Origin of the sequence: Streptomyces sp. NPDC050287 (genome assembly GCF_044459385.1) — a bacterium.
Taxonomy (GTDB): Bacteria; Actinomycetota; Actinomycetes; order Streptomycetales; family Streptomycetaceae; genus Streptomyces.
Genome location: NZ_JBITIY010000005.1, coordinates 173,874 through 191,136, shown reverse-complemented (window position 1 = coordinate 191,136; position 17,263 = coordinate 173,874). Strand labels below are relative to the sequence as shown.

Here is a 17,263-nt window from a genome sequence, read left to right as displayed (position 1 = left end):
GTGCTACCGGCCCGGCCGCTCGGGCTCCACCCGGAAGCAGACCAAGCGGGTCTTCGCGGCGGCCGTGCGCAGCTCGTCGTCGGTGGGTTGCCGGTCGCCTGGGAGGCCGAGCATCAGTCCCTTGGCGGCCTTGGGTCCTTTGCGTCGGCCGAACTCACCCAGCAGGGCGGCGACTTTCTCAGGGTCCTCGACGACCATGGGGACGGCGGCGTGGTCCTGGCCCCGGATGCGCAGCCGGACGGTGGCCCCTTGGCGCATGCTGGGGATCCAGCTGAGCTGGGAGGACATGGCGAGTACCGTGCCGGGATCCCAGTCGAAGTAGCCGATGGGGACCGTGAATTCGCGACCCGTTTTGTGCCCGTTGTAGGTGAGCAGCATCAGGCGTCCGCTCAGCGGCTTGTGGAAGCGGGAGGCGAGCAGCGGCCGTACGACCTTGTTGGCGGCTCGGAAGATCTTCACCATGGGTGGCGTGGCCGTGTTCGCCGCGGGTGTGCCGGAGGTGTTCACCGGGTGCCGCCGGGGGCGGTGTGGACGATCTCGGCCTGGTCGCGTTTGGTGTACGCGTCCCAGTAGTGCTCGGCGATGGTCTCGGGCTCGGTGCCGGGACCGCTGCCGATGTACACGCCGATGGCCACGTGCGCGGCGTGCACTCCGTGCTCGGCGAGGTCGATGCCCAGGGCCATGGCGTAGTTGCGCAGGGCCGCCGCTGCGACGCCGATGCTGCCGAACGCGCCGCCGCTCGGCCGGATGGAGGAGGCGCCCGTGGAGAACAGCAGGGTGCCGCTGCCGCGTTCGAGCATGGCGGGCAGCACCTGACGGACCGCGGCAACCGCTCCGTACAGGTAGTAGTCGAGCTGCTTGTGGAGGTCCTGCGCCGTGGCGTCGACGGCGGCGGCGCCGGCGAACGTGGGGTCGGCGGGCGAGTACTCCAGTACGTCGACGACCCCGAACCGGTCGGCGACCGCGGCGAGCGCCGACTGCAGCGAGTCGGGACGCGTCACGTCCGCGGCGAAGCCCGCGGCCTCGATGCCCTCCTCGGCGAGCCGTGCGGCGAGCGCGTCGAGCTTGTCCTGGGTCCGGGAGACCAGGGCGACCTGGAAACCCTCCCTTCCGAAGCGGCGGGCGATGGACAGGCCCAGGCCTGGGCCTGCCCCGATGACGGCGATGACGGGCATAGGTGGCGCTCCTGTGGTCGGACGGACTGGACGGATGAGGCGCACCTCCCGCCACGTCAGCGGTCAGAACTGAAAGTCGAGGGTGCCCTCATGTTCTTGGATCGTAGCAGAGAAAATGAGGCACCCCTCCGGTTGGTAGGCTGAGGGACATGGCCATCCACCCTCCGTCCGCCTCCGCCGGGAACCCGGCCCCTGCCCGCCCCCTGCGGCGCGACGCGCAGCGCAATCGCGAGGCCCTGCTCACCGCGGCCCGCTCCTGCTTCGCCGAGCAGGGCCTGGAGGCATCCCTGGAGCAGGTGGCCAAGCGGGCCGGGGTGGCCATCGGCACGCTGTACCGGCACTTCCCCACCCGGCTGGACCTGGTGCAGACAACCTTCGCCGGGAAGCTGACCCTCTGGCGGGAGGCCGCCGAGAAGGCCGTCACCATGGACGACGCCTGGGCGGGGCTGTGCCACTTCCTGGAGACCATGTGCGAACTCCAGTCACAGGACCGGGGGTTCAACGACCTGGCCTCCATACGACTGCCGGAGAGCGCCTGCCTGGCAGGCACCCAGACCCGCATCCGCGAACTCGGCGTACACATCGTCGAGCGTGCCCAGGAGCAGGGCAGCCTGCGCCCCGACCTCACCCCCCAGGACCTCGCCTTCGTCATCTGGTCGCACAGCCGCGTCACCGAGGCCACCCACGCCATCGCCCCAAACGCCTGGCGCCGCCACCTCTACCTCCTGCTCGACGGCTTCCGAACCGACCGCGCCCACCCACTGCCGGCACCGCCGCTCACCGGGGAGCAGCTGTACCGCGCCATGACCAGCCTCGGCGGAAACGGGGCCTGCGGCGCCTGACCGTCGGCACGCGTCGTTGCCTCAAGGCGCCGCGGGGAGCCCCTTCCCGGCGACCAGGCCGAGCCGGTACGCGTTCCGTCCCCGCGACGCAGAATTCGCGGAGGCGCTTGGTGACCTCCGCGCGCACCGGCGACACGGCGTGCGTCTCGAAGGCCACCTCGTCGGCGAAGCATTCGCACATCCAGACCACGTCCGGGTCCTCGCTGCCGACATGCATCAGGTAGAGCAGCCACGACGCCACGCTCTCGTGGCGCACCCACCCGCTACGACAAGACCGCCGAGTCCTACCAGGCAGCCGTCACCCTCGCATCGCTCCTGATGCGGGCGTGACATTTGAAGACGACTCCTAGCCGAAACGGCACTCACCAAGCCCCTCCAGACAACCTGCACATCGACGAAGCAGCGGCCCTTCCCTGGCCAGCGGTTGTGTTGTCCGCCGGCTCATAGCGGTACTACGGCCGCCTCCGACGCCCACCCGGCTCGCGCCCACTTCCCGGGGATCACCCGGTTATAGGACGCGCGGCTTCCGGCAGCACCTGTCCGCAGGCCGCCCGGCCGGGGAGGGCCTCCCCAGTTCCCGCTGTCACCGTCGCAACGTTCCATGCTCCATACGCCGGGGAGTCCTTCACGGCTGCATCTCCAGGATATTCGCCGCTTCCATGGCCTTCGCCCTGATTTCGGGGGCTCGGCATTCCCTGTCCCCACCCCAAGGGGGCGGGCCTCTAACGACGCCGCAGACTTCGCGTGATGCTACGGACCGCTGCTTTGCTCCCCCTTACAGGGCTTTCGACACTGGGCTTCGACGCCGGGCGTTTCCCCGACGCCGCCAGTCTGCTACCGGGCCTCCTGGCAGCTACCCGGACCGGACTCCCACCGGCAGGCGACAACGAGCTTACGACTCAAGATCAACTACATCACGAAGACCTCCGAGCCTGCTGGGCGCGCGAAAGATCGAGGCTAGTCACCAGCCGCCGCCTGCCGCTTCGCAGCGGCCAGCCTTGCCCCCCAGCGGTTCATCCCATCTCCGGGGGTATCGATATCGAAGCATCATCGAGCGTTCGCGTGTAGTGAAGTAGGCCGCCGGCGAGGTGCCTCCAAGGAGGTCCTTTTCCGACGGCCCCTTCCCGAACGGTACGTGCGGTTGGGTAGGCCGCCAGCGAGGTGCCTGTGACCAGGCCCTTTTCCAACGGCCCCCCACCGAACCCACCGTGCTAGATTTCCCAATTGTCGCCCAGTACCAGACCGAGTTCCGCGGGATTGCTGGCTACTATCAACTCGCTTTCAACGTTCACCGTTTAGGACGGCTGAAGTACGTGATGCAGCGCTCCCTGGTCAAGACGCTCGCGCGGAAGTATCGCGTCCGCGTCTCCAGGATTCATCAGCGCTACCGGACCGTACTGAAGACCGACCAGGGCCCCCGTCGGGGACTCCAGGTCACCGTCGAACGCGGCGAAGGGCGAAAGCCGTTGGTGGCGCAGTGGGGCGGAGTTTCACTTCGGCACAAGATCAGGATCGGCAGTCTCGACGACCATCCGACGCAGGTGTGGAACAGCGCGCGCAATGAAGTGGTCAAGCGCCTGCTCGCCGACACCTGTGAGATGTGTGGGTCGCATGACGGTGTCGAAGTGCACCACATTCGGCACCTGAAAGACCTGAACGTCCGGGGGCGGGTCGCCAAGCCCGCCTGGGCTCAGATGATGGCCGCGCGCCGTCGAAAGCCCCTGGTCGTCTGTCGCGTCTGCCACGAGGGCATTCACTACGGTGCGAGCCACTCGCGGCAGAACTCATGAGAAGAAAAGGCACTGGAGAGCCCACTGCTGGGAAATCTAGCACGGTGGGTTCGGTGGGGGGCCGTTGGAAAAGGGCCTGGTCACAGGCACCTCGCTGGCGGCCTACCCAACGGCACGGCGGGTTCGGCGAGAGGTCCGGGGATATTTATTAGAAACGGACCGGGAGCAATCCCGGCGCCGCGCCCCGGGCCTGCTCAGCGAACGGTTGCGGCACCTTTAGCGCAGGGTAACTGCCAGTCCTGCGAGTAGCTGGTCCACGGCACTGACGGCTTGATCTCGGGCGGAGACCGGGTTGTCGGCGCTGGCGATGAAGAGCGCTGCTTCGTCAATGGCGGCGAGAAGTATGTGGGCGAGGACATCGAGGGGCTGGTCGGGCAGGGTTCCTTCGGTGACCGCGAGTTCGAGCAGGGCGTGGATCGCGCCGAGTCCGTAGCGTTCCTCGATCGCTCGCCATTCGCGCCAGCCGAGGACGGCGGGTCCGTCGATGAGCAGGATGCGCTGCACTTCGGGTTGCAGGGAGGCGTCGAGGAATCCCAGCAAGCCGTGGCGGAGGCGGGCAAGGGCGTCGTCGCTGCTACTGCTAGTGGTGTCTGCGGCGGCGAGCAGGTCTTCTTCGACCTGCTCGAAGACGGCGAGGAACAGCGCCTTCTTGCCGGCGAAGTGGTGGTAGAGCGCCCCTCGGGTACCGACGCCGGCCGCCGCGACGAGTTCCTCGGTGCTGGTGTCGAAGTAGCCCTTCTCGACGAACAGCCGCCGAGCTGCCGTGACCAGGGCGGAGCGGGTGGTCTCCGCACGTTCAGCTACCCGTGCCGCTCTCACGGTGCTGCGGGTTGCCGATGTCCGTTGACCGCTGTCCACCACCTCAGTATAGTCCACCTACAGGGTGAATGAGAGACATACAGTCTGTATGTGACCGAGAGTGCTGAAGGAGTGACGCCATGAGTGACCCGTCTCGTATCGTCCGTGAGTTCTGCGACCTGATGGCCAAGCGGGACCCGGAGCTATTGCGGCCGTTCCTCGCCGAGGACGCTGTCTACCAGAACACCGGCATGCCCGCGTCGACTGGGGCCGCGGCCGTGCTGGAGAACCTCGCCGGCCAATTCGCGGCGTTCCCCGACTCCTACGAGTACAAGACGATCAACTTGGCGGTCGACGGCGACGTCGTCCTGACCGAGCGCCTCGACATGATCCGAACCCCCGACGGTGTGCGGGGCGTGCCGGTCATGGGCGCCTTCGTTGTCCGCGACGGCATGATCACCCGGTGGACGGACTACTGGGACACCGGGCTGCCCGCGAAGATGATGACTGGTGAGGACACCAGCGTGCTGGTCCCGGCGGCCTACTGACCACTCGTCGGCCGTGGGGTGCGGGCACTGCCGTTCTTCGGGCGCCATTGTCGATCATGTGGTGAGGAGGGCGCGTTTGCGGAGGAGGTCGAAGTTCGCGCGGCCGTACATCTGCCTTTTGATCATTTTGATGCGGTTGACGTGACCTTCGACGGGACCGGACCTGCGGGGCAAGGTCCGGCCGGTGGTGACGGCGTCCACATCGCGTTCGAGGCCGGTCGCGTAGGTGCGTAGCGCGGGGAGGTCGTCGGCGCGGACCGCGGTGATCCAGTCGGTGACCGTGGCATCGGTCGGGCGGGTGAGCAGGTACGCGAACGCGCCGACGTGACGGCTGAGCGCGTCGAGTTCCAGGCAGCACGCACGAACGTCATTGAGCTGGCGCTGTTCGTCGTCGTGGAGCCGGTCGGGACGAGTCAGGATCCAGCGGCTGATCGTCCGGGTCGAGCGGGGTCGGGGTGGCGGGGGCGTGTCACGCGAAGGGCTCTGGCTCACTTTCAGGATGCTGTTGGTGATCTTCGGTTAGTCAGGGTTCGACAGAGTCGCTTGAATCGGCTGGCGGGACGGGGCCGGCGTGGTGGTGAGGTGCCTGGCGGGAAGTGTCCGCTCAGCCGGATGATGTTCGTTCCGGCGGCGGTCAGGACGTGTTGGACGTGCGTCTTGGCCATGCCTCGGTAGCGGCAGTGCCGTAGTCCGTGGGCGTGGACGGTTTCGGAGACGGTGGCTTCGCAGCCGGCCCGGACCGCATAGTGCTGCCGCCACTGGAGGGTGTCTTGTTCGTGTCGGACCCGTGTCTGGATCTCCTGCAGGGGCTGGGGCAGCAAGATGATGTGCCGAGCGCGGTCGTCGGTGGTGCCCAAACCGGCCTGCCGGGCTTCGCAGGCCCGGCAGGCCGGCTTGGGAACAGCACACGGACAGCCGTTCATGCCCGTCACCCCGGGTCACCTTCAGGGATGGCTGGTCACTCCACGGGGGCAGGTGAGGGTGCGGGCGTCCCAGTCGGGGGTGAAGTCTGCCTTGGTGAGGCCGGGGTGCTCACGAGCCCTCGGGTCGGCCCGAACCGGGCCGGTCAGTGCCACCCCGTGGGTGCGGGCGGCCCGGTCGATGGATTCAGGAGTGATGTACCGTGAACCCCTGCCGGACCAGGTCCCGGTGGATCTGTTCGAGGGCGTCGATGTCCTGCTCGGGCGCCGGCCTGGTGGTGACCTGCACAATCACGTGCGGACCATCGCCACAGGTTTCGCTCTGGTGATCGCGATAGCCGATCCACTCCTTCTTTCCCGACGCGGTCAGCTTCTGGCTGTAGTGAGCCTCGACGTCATAGGGAGAGATAATCTCCATGCTGGCCCACGGGACACTGGCCTTCTCCGGGTTGGGCCTTCCCGTGGCCTCGGGCCGCGAAGCGGCTCTGTGTGGCATGTCGCGCCTGTTCAACCGGTCCTTGGTGGACTTCGGTCCCCGCCACCGCTGCCGCCCTGCACTGTCGAACGAGTACTGCTGCACCCACACTCGCCGCAGAATTTCCACCTGCGGCAACGCCCTCAGCCGCGGCGGGACTTCAGCGCTGAAAACAGCCGACAGAAGCCGCATCCCGTCCGCGCCGACCTGCAGCACGTACTCCTCCAGCGCCGCGTTGCCCTTGGGCAGCCGATGGTAGATGGCCGGACGTCCGTACCGGTCCGCCCAATCCGCGGTAACCAATGACGCCAGCCAGACCTCATCCGCCAGAGTCAGCTGCTCCAGAGCGGCATGCAAGGTCTTGGTGACCAACTCCGCCCGGCTCAGCTTCCTAATGGCCGCGAGTACATGAGTGGTATCCGTGCGCACCGCACCACGCCGCTTGACCAGGCCCGCAGCCGCCAGGTGGTCGACCATCACGGCCAGCAGCCGATCCGCCCGGTCAGCCTGGGCCATACGGTCCCGGAACTCGCTGGGCACGCAGTGGTCGAAGCCCGGATCGTCCAGCTCGAGGCCCAGACAGTACCTCCAGTCCATCCGGCAGCGGACCGTCTCGGCGGCCTGCCGGTCCGTGAGGTTCTCCGCGTACTGCAACACCGACACCATCGCCAGCCGAGCCGGCGACAACCCCCTCCGCCCGTCAACCGGATACCAGTCGGCGAAGTGCTCATCGGTGAACAGCTCGTCCAACCGGTCACGCACCCGCATGGCCACTGTGCCCCGTGGATTGCTCGCCCGCGCCATCCGAACCGTCAACGGCGGAATCGTCCGCCCCGGACCTGAACCCATCGACATCGCGGCCACCCCTCCGACCGCTCGAACCACCCCGCCCAGAAGGGCCGGTCGGCGGCGATCCTGTCGATCGGCAGAGGTGTCCCGTCCAGGATCAGGTACGCCTTCATCGACGCGGCCCGTACTGCTTCGGCGAGTGTGGGGGCGAGGGCAGCCAGGAGATCGACGGCCTCTGTGATGTACCGGTAGACGGTGGTCGTGCCGATCCCGAAACCGGCCGCGAGCTGGGCGTAGGGCTGGACGTTGCGGAGATGGGTGAGGGTGAGCAGGGCCTGTCGGCCCGCGCTCAGGCGCCGCCATCGGGTGCCAAGAGCATGACGGTGTGTTCTCAGGCGGGCCGAGAGTAAGCGGAGGGCAGAACTGGACACGTCGACGCCGGACGGGTAAACAAGCATGCGAAGCCTCTGGTGGAGACGGTTCTCTTGGTCGAAAGCCCATCTATCAGGGGCTTCACAGACCAACTGCCCAACCCGCGCAAGAGGTTGGAAAAGGCTCATTGTGTCGCAGCGTCTTGGACGAGTGACCAATATGTGACTGAAGGGTAAGGCGGTCTCGTCGAGGCGGGGCTGAGACAGTCCGATGCCGACCGGCCCATGTCGCGCAGCCGTGGTCCCAGCCCATGAGGTCGGCGACCGCGATCAACGCCTTCGGCGGGCGGTTTCCCGCACCCATTCCCCGCCCGTCGAGGGAGGCGTCGATGCGGGTGACGCCGTTCTCGACGGCGACGCCGGTGTTGGTCACGTCCAGGGCGAGGTTGCGGTGGGCCCGGATGCCGAGCTCGGTGGCCGAGCCGGTAGGCGCGGAAGCGGTCGCGACCCCGTCTATCGTCAGCCGGCCTCCGGAGTCGGTGACCTACACGCAGTTGCGCCGCAGGACTCCATCAGCTTGACCGGGCGGGCAAGTTCGGCCGGCAGAAGAGGACCAGCTCTGCGGCACCGGTCTAAGGCCGGTATATGTTCGAAGGCGGAGTGGTCGACGCTCCGGGTCGGCCGTACCGCCCCGTTCCCCGGAAGGAGTCCCCGTGAAGTCACCGCCCGGCGACGCGACGGTCACGGTCGAGCCGGCCAGGACCGGAAGGCCGCGCGTGACCTCGAGGGCCGAGCTGGAGCGGATCGGGTTCGAGCTGTTCGCCCGTCAGGGCTTCGACGACACCACGGTGGACGACATCGCCGCGGCCGCGGGCATCGGCCGCCGTACCTTCTTCCGCTACTTCTCCTCCAAGAACGACCTGGTCTGGGGCGACTTCGAGGAACACCTGCTCAGGCTGCGCGAGCTGCTGGCGGCGACTTCCACGGACGCGCCGCTGGTCGACGCGCTCCGCGAGGCGGTCGTCGAGTTCAACAGCTTCGATCCCGTGGAGGTGCCCTGGCACCGGCAGCGCATGGAGCTCATCCTGCGGGTGCCCACGCTGCAGGCGGATTCGACCCTCCGCTATGCCTCGTGGCGGGCCGTCGTCACGGAGTTCGTCGCGGCACGCACGGGCCTGCCCCCGACGGACATGGTGCCCCGGCTGGCCGGCTACGCCCTCCTCGCGGCGGCCATGGCGGCGTACGAGCACTGGCTGAGCGAGCCCGGAACCGAACTGTCGCGTCTGCTCGGCCGGACCATCGAGCAGGTGGGCGCGGGCCTCGGCACGGTGCGGACGGCCCCTCCCCCGCCCCGCGACGCCGCCTGCTGATCTCGCCCCCGTCAGTCCGGGCCGTGCCGCATCGCACGGGCCACGAACTCCCCGATGAGGACCGCGGTGGCCGCCGGGCCACGCAGCGGAGCCGTGGGCAGGATCGAGGTGTCCGCCACCCGGAGCCCGCTCAGCCCGTACAGCCTGCCGTAGCCGTCGACGGCCGCTCGGGCGTCGTCCGCCGGGCCCATGGGGACCGTTCCGCACGTGTGCTGAGCCGTGCTGAGCCCGGCCCGGATCCAGTGGTCGAGCCGACGGTCGTCGTCGAGGGTCGTGGCGTCCGGGTCCACCAGGCCCGACGCCACCTCGCCGAAGGCCGCGGCACCGAGCAGGGCCGCGGTGACGCGGACGGCTTCACGCATACGGCGCCGGTCGCCGGCCGTGCGCAGATAGCCGTAGTCGATGTCCAGTGGGTCCGCCGCGTCCGCCGACCTCGTTCGCAGGCGGCCGCTCGTGCGGGGCGTCTGTACGGAGACCAGGAACGCCAGCGGGGCACCCGCCACGCTCGTGCGTCCGGTGGTCAGGCCGGCCATCGGGACGAGTGACTGCAGGATCTCCAGGTCGCCCGGGTGCGCGCCGTCGGACGAGGACACGTGCAGGGCACCGCCGAGCCAGGATCCCACGGGTTCGGCCAGGTCACCGCGGGGCGCCCACTCCAGCACCACCTGGGGGTGATCGCTGAACCGCGCTCCGACCGCGGGGGCGTCCAGCACGACGGGGATGCCCGCCCGCGTCAGCGCCGCACCCGGGCCGATTCCCGACCGGTGCAGCAGGTGCGCGGAGGCGAAGGCTCCCGCGCAGAGCACGACCTCGCCGGCCTCCAGTACCTCGAACCCACCGTCGTGTTCGACGACGACTGCGCTCGCCCGGCCCTCGCGGACGACGACCCGGTGAACCGGACAGTCGCCCGTCACCGTGAGGTTGGGCCGGCCGAGGGCGCCCAGGAGATGGCTGATGCCGGTGTTGACCCGCAGACCGTCCACCGTGTTCGTGGGAACCGGGCCGAAGCCCGGAACGTCCTGCGCGTTCTTGTCGGGCTCGTGCGGCAGGCCCAGTTCGCGGGCGGCGTCACAGAACGCCGCGGCGGCCGGATGCCTCAGGTCCGTGCGCCGGATCCGTACCGGTCCCCGGTCTCCGTGCACGGCGTCGGCGCCGTGGTCCAGGTCGGTCTCCAGGCCGCGAAGCAACGGCAGCATGCGGTCGTACGACCAGTCCGCCCCGCCCGCGGCCGCCCAGCGGGCGAAGTCCTCGCGCCGGGCCCGTACGAAATAGCCTCCGTTCACGGTGGTGGAACCGCCGAGTACCCGCCCCCGCGGTACCGAGTAGGGCCGGTCCGGGGTGAGGCGGACCGGGTGGTGCGAGACCGCGGCGCACTGCGCCTGCGCACCGGGGACGAGCCGGGCGTCCAGCAACTGCGGTGGGAAGTCCGACAGTTGACGCGGCACCGGTCCGGCCTCCAGCAGCAGTACCGAGCGGCCGGGGTCCTCGCTCAGCCGCGCCGCCAGCGCGGCACCGCTGGCGCCGGCCCCCACCACGACGACATCGGGGCGCCGACCAGGGCCGTTCCTCGGCATGACGCACGACCCTTCCGTTTTGACACCGGGTGCCATTAGCCTCACGGTACAGGAACCCGCGGCACCGGGACCGTCCGATGGACCGGATCGCCGCGGCCGTCGAGGAGGTTCGCATGAGCCCGCTCCACTCCCTGCCCCCGCAGGCCGCCCCTGTTGCCGACGCCGAGTCCGGCGCCGGGGACGTTTTGGCCCCCGAGTCGCTGATCGAGGAGGACGACCTCATCGAGGAGGTCTCGATCGACGGCATGTGCGGCGTCTACTAGGCGAACGGGGACCAGCGTGCCCACCGTGAACGCCGACATGGACATCGACCGCGCCTGGGACCTGCATCCGCAGGTCTCCGTGCGGCCGGAACCCTTCGGCGCGCTGCTGTACCACTTCGGCACCCGCCGGCTGTCGTTCGTCAAGGACCTCCGCCTGCTCGCCGTCCTGCGGGCCCTGCCGCACGTGCCCACCGCCCGCGCCGCCTGCGCGCAAGCCGGTGTCGGCGCCGCCGAACTCCCCCGCTTCACCACGGCCCTGACCGCCCTGGCCCGGTCGTCCATGGTCGTCGAAAGGACCGCCCCATGACCTCACCGGCACTACCCGCCCACGGCACCCGGCTGGTCGACCTGTTCGAGTACGGCCTCGACGCGCCGATCTGCCTGACCTGGGAACTCACCTACGCCTGCAACCTGTCCTGCGCGCACTGCCTGTCCAGCTCCGGACGGCGCGACCCGCGCGAGCTGAGCACGAGCGAGGCGAAGGCCGTCATCGACGAGCTGGAGGCCATGCAGGTCTTCTACGTCAACATCGGCGGCGGCGAACCCACCGTCCGCCCCGACTTCTGGGACCTCCTGGACTACGCCACCAGCCACCACGTCGGCGTGAAGTTCTCCACCAACGGCGTCCGCATCACCCCCGAGGCGGCCCGCCGGCTGGCCCGCAACGACTACGTCGACGTACAGATCTCCCTCGACGGGGCGACCCCGGAGGTCAACGACGCGGTGCGCGGGGCCGGTTCGTACGCCACCGCGCTTCGGGCCATGGAGAACCTCGCCGCGGCCGGGATGAAGAACTTCAAGCTCTCCGTCGTGTGCACCCGGCACAACATCCCCCAGCTGGACGCCTTCAAGGCACTCGCCGACCGCTACGGCGCCCAGCTGCGGCTCACCCGGCTGCGCCCGTCCGGCCGCGGCGCCGATGTCTGGGACGACCTGCGCCCGTCCCGGGAGCAGCAGCGCCTGCTGTACGACTGGCTGCTGGCACACGGCGAGTCGGTGCTGACCGGTGACTCGTTCTTCCACCTGTCCGCCTACGGTCAGGCACTGCCCGGCCTCAACCTGTGCGGCGCCGGCCGGGTGGTGTGCCTGGTCGACCCGGTCGGGGACGTGTACGCGTGCCCCTTCGCGATCCACGACGAGTTCCTCGCCGGGAACGTGCGCGATCCCGGCGGCTTCACCGAGGTGTGGCGGGAGTCCGCGCTGTTCCGCGACCTGCGTTCGCCTCAGACCGGCGGAGCCTGCGCCTCCTGCGGGTTCTACGACACGTGCAAGGGCGGCTGCATGGCCGCCAAGTTCTTCACCGGGCTGCCGCTGGACGGCCCCGACCCCGAATGCGTCCAGGGCTACGGCGAGGATCTGCTGGCCGAACGCCCGGCGGACCGGGCCCTCCTGCCGCGCCCCTCCCAGGACCACTCCCGGCGACGGCCGGTCGACCTGCCGCTGCCGGCCCGCCGCGCGGACCTGGAACGCCCTCCCGTCAGCGACTGCGCCCAGGACCCCTTGGCCGGGCTGCGGCTCGCCCAGACTCCGTCACCCCAGCACGAGAAGAGTTGACGCATGCCCCACAACCCCTGGTTCGAGACGGTCGCCGAGGCCCAGCGCCGGGCGAAAAAACGCCTGCCCAGCAGCGTCTACGGAGCACTCGTCGCCGGCTCCGAGCGCGGCCGTACGATCGACGACAACGCCGCGGCCTTCGTCGACCTCGGCTTCGCCCCGCACGTCGTGGGCCACCATGCCGAACGCGACCTGACCACGACCGTCCTCGGCGTCGAGACGGCGTTCCCCGTGCTGATCTCTCCCACCGGTGTGCAGGCCGTGCACCCGGAAGGAGAGGTCGCCGTGGCGCGGGCCGCGGCGAACCGGGGCGTCATCATGGGGCTGAGCTCCTTCGCGAGCAAACCGGTGGAGGAGGTCGTCCAGGCCAACACCGACACCTTCTTCCAGCTGTACTGGAGCGGCACCCGGGACAGCATGGTGCAGCGTATGGACAGGGCCAGGTCCGCGGGCGCCAAAGCGCTCATCGCCACCCTCGACTGGTCCTTCTCCCACGGCCGCGACTGGGGAAGCCCGCAAATCCCCGACAAGCTCGACGTGAGGACCATGGCGAAGTTCGCTCCCGACGTGCTGCCCCGCCCCCGGTGGCTGTGGACGTATCTGCGCTCCGGCCGGCTTCCCGACCTCACGGTCCCCAACCTCCGCCCCCCGCGCGGCGAAGCACCCACCTTCTTCGGCGCCTACGGCGAGTGGATGCAGACCACCCCGCCCACCTGGGAGGACGTCGCCTGGCTCCGCAAGGAGTGGGGCGGGCCCTTCCTGCTCAAGGGCGTGACCCGGGTGGACGACGCCAAACGGGCCGTCGACGCCGGGGTGACGGCGATCTCGGTGTCCAACCACGGCGGCAACAACCTCGACACCACCCCCGCCACCGTCCGGGTGCTCCCCTCCGTCGTGGACGCCGTCGGCGATGACATCGAAGTCCTGCTCGACGGCGGCGTCCGGCGCGGCAGCGACGTGGCCAAGGCACTGGCGCTCGGCGCCCGGGCCGTCCTGATCGGGCGCGCGTACCTGTGGGGCCTGGCGGCGAACGGCCAGGCCGGTGTCGAGAACGTGCTGGACATCCTGCGCGGCGGCCTCGACTCCGCAGTGCTGGGTCTGGGCCGCTCGTCCGTCCACGAGCTGTCCCCCGACGACCTGGTGATTCCTCCCGGGTTCGCCCTGACCCTCGGCGGCACGAGTGCCCCCGCCCCGGTCGCCGGATGACGACGGCACGGCACGACCGGCTCGCGCACCGGGCCTGGCCCACCGTTTCCGCCAAGAGCCTGGTCCTGGTGCCGATCGGCTCGACCGAGCAGCACGGGCCGCATCTGCCGCTGAACACCGACAGCGTCATCGCCGAGTCCGTAGCCGGCCGTGCCGCCGAGGAACTCTCCGCCCGTCTCACCCCGCCGCCCCTGGTGGCGCCCACGCTCGCCTACGGCGCCAGCGGCGAGCACGCCGGCTTCCCCGGCACCGTCTCCCTCGGACACGAGGCCCTGCACGCCGTGATCGTCGAAACCGTGCGCTCCCTGTCGCTGTGGGCCGGGCGCGTCGTCTTCGTCAACGGCCACGGCGGCAACACCGCCACCCTGGACGCAGCCCTCGGCGCCCTGCGCGCCGAGGGGCACGCCGTCGCCTGGGCCGGGTGCGGCATCACGGGAGGCGACGCGCACGCCGGCCGGACCGAGACCTCGCTCATGCTGTATCTCGCCCCTGAGGAGGTACGGATCCTCGAGGCCGTCGCCGGCGACACCCGCCCGCTGGATGTCCTGATGCCTCTGCTGACGGCCCACGGCGTCAAAGCCGTCTCGCCGTCGGGTGTGCTCGGTAATCCGGCCGGCGCCTCGGCCGAGGAGGGCCGCCGGCATGTGCGGACCATGGTGTCCCGGCTCGTCGGCCAGATCACCGCCGCACCGACGGACGAGCGCGGCCGCCTCCTGGACCCCGCGGCACGGGACCGACCTGGCACGAAGGCGGCAGGGAGATGACGCTGCCCCTCGGATTCGTCGTGGCGCTCGATCGTGACACCCGCGTCCTGGACGGCGGCCGCACCCTCCTCGGTGGTTCCCCCCTGCGGCTGCTGCGCCTGACCCGGCGGGCACGTCCACTGCTGACCGGTCGTATGGTCCACGTACGGGACCGGGCGGGCGCCCTCCTGGCGGACCGGCTCCTGGAGGCGGGGCTGGCGCACCCGGTCGTCCGCGCCCTGCCCCTGCCCGACGACCCCCGGTACACGGTCGTCGTCCCCGTCCGCGACCGCCCGCGCGAGCTCGACCGCCTGCTGGCGAGCATCGGGCCGGACACCCCGGTGATCGTGGTCGACGACGCGTCGACTCACCGCGCTCCGGTCGAGGCGGCCGCCGCACGGCATGGCGCGCGCTTCGTCCCCCTGAGGGTCAACGTCGGTCCCGCCGGAGCCCGTAACGCAGGCCTTCGCCTGGTCGGCACGCCGTATGTGGTCTTCGTCGACTCCGACGTCGTCCTGCCCAAGGACACTGTCCCGACACTGCTGCGGCACTTCTGCGACCCGCGGGTCGCCCTGGCCGTCCCCCGCGTGACCGCTCTCGAAACACCCGGCTCCGAGACCTGGATCGGACGGTACGAGCGCACACGCTCCTCACTCGACCTGGGCAGCCGTCCCGCCCTGGTACGCCCCGGGACACCCGTCTCCTGGGCCTCCACGGCCTGCGCCGTCGCACGCGTCGACGCCCTGGGCGAGGGCTTCGACGAGCGGCTGAGAATCGGCGAGGACGTCGACATCGGCTGGCGCGCCATCAAGAGCGGGTGGCGGGTGCGCTACGAGCCCTCGGTCTATGCCGCCCACGAGCACCGCGGCCGCCTCGGGGACTGGTTTCGACGCAAGGCCGCCTACGGGACGGGAGCGCACCCGCTCGCCGAACGACACCCCGAGTTCATCGCGCCCGCGGTCCTCGCCCCCTGGAGCGGCGCCTTCGTCCTCGCCCTTGTCGCCCAGCGCCGTTGGTCGCTCCCGGTGGCCGGCGCCGTCGGCGCGACGACCGTCCTGCGCGTCTGCCGGAAACTGGACGGCACGGAGCACCCGGTACGGCTGGCCTGCTCACTGACGGCCATGGGCGCGCTCGGCGCGCTCGCCCAGACGTCCGCGCTGCTGACCCGGCACTGGTGGCCCCTCACGGTGGCCGGCTGCACGATCTCCCGCCGGGCACGCCGGGCCACCGCGCTGGCCGCGGTCGCCGACGTCGCTCTGGAATACCTGCACCAGGGCGCCGCTCTGGATCCCCTGAGGTACGGCGTCGCACGCCGCCTCGACGACCTCGCCTACGGCGCCGGTGTGTGGTGGTCCGCCATCAAGGGACGCTCCACTGCGGCTCTGCGGCCTCGGCTGCGGCAGCCGCGGTGACCGTCACCGTTCCCGCCCGGCGAAAACAGTCGTCCCGTCCATTGTGACCGACGACTGGAGTCGTTACCGTAAGCATCACGGGACTTGCAACAGTAAAAGCGTTGCACGGATGCGGGAGCGCGAAGGAGCGACATGGCGCAGACGGAGCAGACCACGAGCGATGCGGATGAGCGGGATGCGCTGATCGCACAGCGATGCCCCTACAGTGACCTGGTGATGCAGGGCGGCAGCCGCGAACCGCTCGCCGGTTACGCGGAACTGGACTCCCTGCGGGACGCCGGACCGGCACACACGCTCGGCACCGGCCAGATCATCTACACCACCTACGACCTGGTGCAGGAGGTCGCCCAGCGCGCCGACGTGTTCCACAGCAAGTTCTACGATCCGGTGACCGGCAAGGAGGCGGCATTCACCCTCGTGCCGCATCAGATCGACGGCCCGGTCCACGTGAAGTGGCGAAGGCTGCTCGCCTCGTCCTTCTCACCCGGCACCGTCGCCGGCCTGGAAGGCTCCCTCCGCGCGCGCGTCAACGAAATCATCGACGGGTTCATCGACCGCGGTCACTGCGATTTCGCCAAGGAATTCGCGCTCAGGTTCCCGACCAGCATCTTCCTTGAGCACATCATCGGCCTGCCGGTCGAAGAACTGGACAAGTTCATCGCGTGGGAGACCGACATCCTGCACCCGGAGTCGACGGATCGGGCCGAAGCGTACCGGACCTCGGTCCGGGCCCAGACCGAGGTCACCGCATACCTGTCGCAGATCCTGGAGGAGCGCAGGAAGACGCCGGCCGAGGAGCGCGGCTCCGACCTCATCTCGCGCGCCATGGACTGGCAGATCGACGGTGAGCCGATCCCGCACCAGGAGCTGCTCTCCTTCTATCTCCTGCTGTTCCAGGCCGGTCTGGACACCGTCACCGCCTCGCTCGGCTACGGCTTCCACCATCTGGCGAGCCATCCGGCCGACCGGGAGCGGATCGCGGCCGACCCGTCGGTGATTCCCAACGCGATCGAGGAGTTCCTCCGCGTCTACTCGGTCGTGAACATCGTGCGGACGGCGATGACCGACACCGAAGTGGACGGCTGCCCGGTGAAGAAGGGCCAGCGGTTCATCCTCAGCCTGCCGTCCGGGAACCGCGACGAGCAGCACTTCCCGGACGCCACGACGGTCGACTTCGACCGCACCGACATCTCGCATCTGGCGTTCGGTGCGGGGCCCCACCGGTGCCTCGGGTCTCACCTCGCGCGACAGGAGCTGGTGATCGCCTACGAGGAGTGGCACAAGCGCATTCCGGTGTACGAGATCGATCCGGACATCTCGTTCGACGAATCGCGCAGCATGCTGCTGGGGCTGAACAGCCTCCCCCTGCGGTGGGACCCTGCCGCCGTCCGCAGGTAGCGGCCGGCGAGCCGAACCGCGAGGGTCCCGGTTCC

19 protein-coding genes and 1 pseudogene are annotated in these 17,263 nt (G+C 69.8%); 11 read left to right on the top strand and 9 right to left on the bottom strand.

Features of this window, described 5'->3' with window-relative positions; translation table 11 throughout:
* Positions 1-3: 3 nt before the first annotated feature.
* Both ACIBK3_RS19545 and ACIBK3_RS19540 read right to left on the bottom strand, forming a co-directional pair.
* Positions 4-462, bottom strand: a complete 459-nt coding sequence (locus ACIBK3_RS19545) for a hypothetical protein (RefSeq protein WP_269654779.1) — start codon at positions 460-462, stop codon at positions 4-6.
* A 41-nt stretch (positions 463-503) separates the two neighbouring features.
* Complete coding sequence (locus ACIBK3_RS19540; protein WP_399366933.1) at positions 504-1,175, bottom strand: SDR family NAD(P)-dependent oxidoreductase; 672 nt, start codon at positions 1,173-1,175, stop codon at positions 504-506.
* A 149-nt stretch (positions 1,176-1,324) separates the two neighbouring features.
* On the opposite strand from ACIBK3_RS19540, the gene ACIBK3_RS19535 reads away from it, so the two are divergent.
* Together ACIBK3_RS19535 and ACIBK3_RS19530 are read left to right on the top strand one after the other, a co-directional pair.
* Entirely contained in the window at positions 1,325-2,017 is a 693-nt protein-coding gene (locus ACIBK3_RS19535; protein WP_399366931.1) for a TetR/AcrR family transcriptional regulator, read from the top strand.
* A gap of 1,208 nt (positions 2,018-3,225) precedes the next feature.
* On the top strand, positions 3,226-3,807 hold the full coding sequence (locus tag ACIBK3_RS19530; protein WP_266586882.1) for a group II intron reverse transcriptase/maturase: 582 nt from the start codon (positions 3,226-3,228) through the stop codon (positions 3,805-3,807).
* A 216-nt stretch (positions 3,808-4,023) separates the two neighbouring features.
* Here the strand turns inward: ACIBK3_RS19530 and ACIBK3_RS19525 are convergent, their stop codons facing one another.
* Positions 4,024-4,626 (bottom strand): TetR/AcrR family transcriptional regulator, encoded by a 603-nt coding sequence (locus ACIBK3_RS19525; protein WP_266586880.1) that lies wholly within the window; start codon positions 4,624-4,626, stop codon positions 4,024-4,026.
* Between the two features lie 119 nt (positions 4,627-4,745).
* Here ACIBK3_RS19525 and ACIBK3_RS19520 point away from each other — a divergent pair, with 119 nt between their 5' ends.
* Positions 4,746-5,153, top strand: coding sequence for a nuclear transport factor 2 family protein (locus ACIBK3_RS19520; RefSeq protein ID WP_266586874.1), 408 nt, complete (start codon positions 4,746-4,748; stop codon positions 5,151-5,153).
* A gap of 54 nt (positions 5,154-5,207) precedes the next feature.
* On the opposite strand, the gene ACIBK3_RS19515 is transcribed toward ACIBK3_RS19520, so the two are convergent.
* The 5 genes and pseudogenes from ACIBK3_RS19515 to ACIBK3_RS19495 form a co-directional block, all read right to left on the bottom strand.
* On the bottom strand, positions 5,208-5,645 hold the full coding sequence (locus ACIBK3_RS19515) for a transposase (protein WP_266586872.1): 438 nt from the start codon (positions 5,643-5,645) through the stop codon (positions 5,208-5,210).
* A gap of 2 nt (positions 5,646-5,647) precedes the next feature.
* The gene (locus ACIBK3_RS19510) at positions 5,648-6,076 is read right to left on the bottom strand and encodes a transposase (RefSeq protein WP_369124158.1); all 429 of its coding nucleotides are present in this window, start codon (positions 6,074-6,076) and stop codon (positions 5,648-5,650) included.
* A 184-nt stretch (positions 6,077-6,260) separates the two neighbouring features.
* Positions 6,261-7,298, bottom strand: a complete 1,038-nt coding sequence (locus ACIBK3_RS19505) for a transposase (RefSeq protein ID WP_266586870.1) — start codon at positions 7,296-7,298, stop codon at positions 6,261-6,263.
* A gap of 134 nt (positions 7,299-7,432) precedes the next feature.
* Positions 7,433-7,795 (bottom strand): annotated as a pseudogene (locus ACIBK3_RS19500) (transposase family protein); the annotation flags it as partial.
* 55 nt (positions 7,796-7,850) lie between these two features.
* Entirely contained in the window at positions 7,851-8,141 is a 291-nt protein-coding gene (locus ACIBK3_RS19495; protein WP_371649096.1) for a hypothetical protein, read from the bottom strand.
* Between the two features lie 280 nt (positions 8,142-8,421).
* Here ACIBK3_RS19495 and mftR point away from each other — a divergent pair, with 280 nt between their 5' ends.
* The gene (gene mftR, locus ACIBK3_RS19490) at positions 8,422-9,078 is read left to right on the top strand and encodes a mycofactocin system transcriptional regulator (protein WP_266586868.1); all 657 of its coding nucleotides are present in this window, start codon (positions 8,422-8,424) and stop codon (positions 9,076-9,078) included.
* Positions 9,079-9,089: 11 nt separating this feature from the next.
* Here mftR and mftG read toward each other — a convergent pair whose 3' ends face one another.
* Positions 9,090-10,652: a mycofactocin system GMC family oxidoreductase MftG gene (mftG, locus tag ACIBK3_RS19485; RefSeq protein WP_266586866.1), complete on the bottom strand. Its 1,563-nt coding sequence runs from the start codon at positions 10,650-10,652 to the stop codon at positions 9,090-9,092.
* A 113-nt stretch (positions 10,653-10,765) separates the two neighbouring features.
* On the opposite strand from mftG, the gene mftA reads away from it, so the two are divergent.
* From mftA to ACIBK3_RS19450, 7 genes are all read left to right on the top strand, one after another.
* Positions 10,766-10,915: a mycofactocin precursor MftA gene (gene mftA, locus ACIBK3_RS19480; RefSeq protein ID WP_266586864.1), complete on the top strand. Its 150-nt coding sequence runs from the start codon at positions 10,766-10,768 to the stop codon at positions 10,913-10,915.
* A 16-nt stretch (positions 10,916-10,931) separates the two neighbouring features.
* Positions 10,932-11,222 (top strand): mycofactocin biosynthesis chaperone MftB, encoded by a 291-nt coding sequence (mftB, locus tag ACIBK3_RS19475; RefSeq protein WP_266586862.1) that lies wholly within the window; start codon positions 10,932-10,934, stop codon positions 11,220-11,222.
* Positions 11,219-12,469: a mycofactocin radical SAM maturase gene (gene mftC, locus ACIBK3_RS19470; RefSeq protein WP_266586860.1), complete on the top strand. Its 1,251-nt coding sequence runs from the start codon at positions 11,219-11,221 to the stop codon at positions 12,467-12,469. Before mftB ends, mftC begins: the two co-directional genes overlap by 4 nt.
* A 3-nt stretch (positions 12,470-12,472) precedes the next feature.
* Positions 12,473-13,675: a pre-mycofactocin synthase MftD gene (gene mftD / locus ACIBK3_RS19465; RefSeq protein WP_266531798.1), complete on the top strand. Its 1,203-nt coding sequence runs from the start codon at positions 12,473-12,475 to the stop codon at positions 13,673-13,675.
* The gene (gene mftE / locus ACIBK3_RS19460) at positions 13,672-14,439 is read left to right on the top strand and encodes a mycofactocin biosynthesis peptidyl-dipeptidase MftE (protein WP_266586858.1); all 768 of its coding nucleotides are present in this window, start codon (positions 13,672-13,674) and stop codon (positions 14,437-14,439) included. Before mftD ends, mftE begins: the two co-directional genes overlap by 4 nt.
* Complete coding sequence (gene mftF / locus ACIBK3_RS19455) at positions 14,436-15,830, top strand: mycofactocin biosynthesis glycosyltransferase MftF (RefSeq protein ID WP_266586856.1); 1,395 nt, start codon at positions 14,436-14,438, stop codon at positions 15,828-15,830. The genes mftE and mftF overlap by 4 nt, the downstream gene beginning before the upstream one ends.
* Before the next feature lie 132 nt (positions 15,831-15,962).
* Positions 15,963-17,228: a cytochrome P450 gene (locus tag ACIBK3_RS19450; RefSeq protein ID WP_266586854.1), complete on the top strand. Its 1,266-nt coding sequence runs from the start codon at positions 15,963-15,965 to the stop codon at positions 17,226-17,228.
* Positions 17,229-17,263: the final 35 nt, after the last annotated feature.

Excerpts from the sequence above, each read along its gene's own strand:
- mftG (WP_266586866.1), bottom strand. The coding sequence starts at position 10,652 with ATGCCGAGGAACGGCCCTGGTCGGCGCCCCGATGTCGTCGTGGTGGGG.
- ACIBK3_RS19450 (WP_266586854.1), top strand. The coding sequence starts at position 15,963 with ATGGCGCAGACGGAGCAGACCACGAGCGATGCGGATGAGCGGGATGCG.
- mftE (WP_266586858.1), top strand. The coding sequence starts at position 13,672 with ATGACGACGGCACGGCACGACCGGCTCGCGCACCGGGCCTGGCCCACC.
- mftA (WP_266586864.1), top strand. The coding sequence starts at position 10,766 with ATGAGCCCGCTCCACTCCCTGCCCCCGCAGGCCGCCCCTGTTGCCGAC.
- mftF (WP_266586856.1), top strand. The coding sequence starts at position 14,436 with ATGACGCTGCCCCTCGGATTCGTCGTGGCGCTCGATCGTGACACCCGC.
- ACIBK3_RS19520 (WP_266586874.1), top strand. The coding sequence starts at position 4,746 with ATGAGTGACCCGTCTCGTATCGTCCGTGAGTTCTGCGACCTGATGGCC.
- ACIBK3_RS19535 (WP_399366931.1), top strand. The coding sequence starts at position 1,325 with ATGGCCATCCACCCTCCGTCCGCCTCCGCCGGGAACCCGGCCCCTGCC.
- mftC (WP_266586860.1), top strand. The coding sequence starts at position 11,219 with ATGACCTCACCGGCACTACCCGCCCACGGCACCCGGCTGGTCGACCTG.
- ACIBK3_RS19510 (WP_369124158.1), bottom strand. The coding sequence starts at position 6,076 with ATGAACGGCTGTCCGTGTGCTGTTCCCAAGCCGGCCTGCCGGGCCTGC.
- ACIBK3_RS19540 (WP_399366933.1), bottom strand. The coding sequence starts at position 1,175 with ATGCCCGTCATCGCCGTCATCGGGGCAGGCCCAGGCCTGGGCCTGTCC.
- ACIBK3_RS19545 (WP_269654779.1), bottom strand. The coding sequence starts at position 462 with ATGGTGAAGATCTTCCGAGCCGCCAACAAGGTCGTACGGCCGCTGCTC.
- mftD (WP_266531798.1), top strand. The coding sequence starts at position 12,473 with ATGCCCCACAACCCCTGGTTCGAGACGGTCGCCGAGGCCCAGCGCCGG.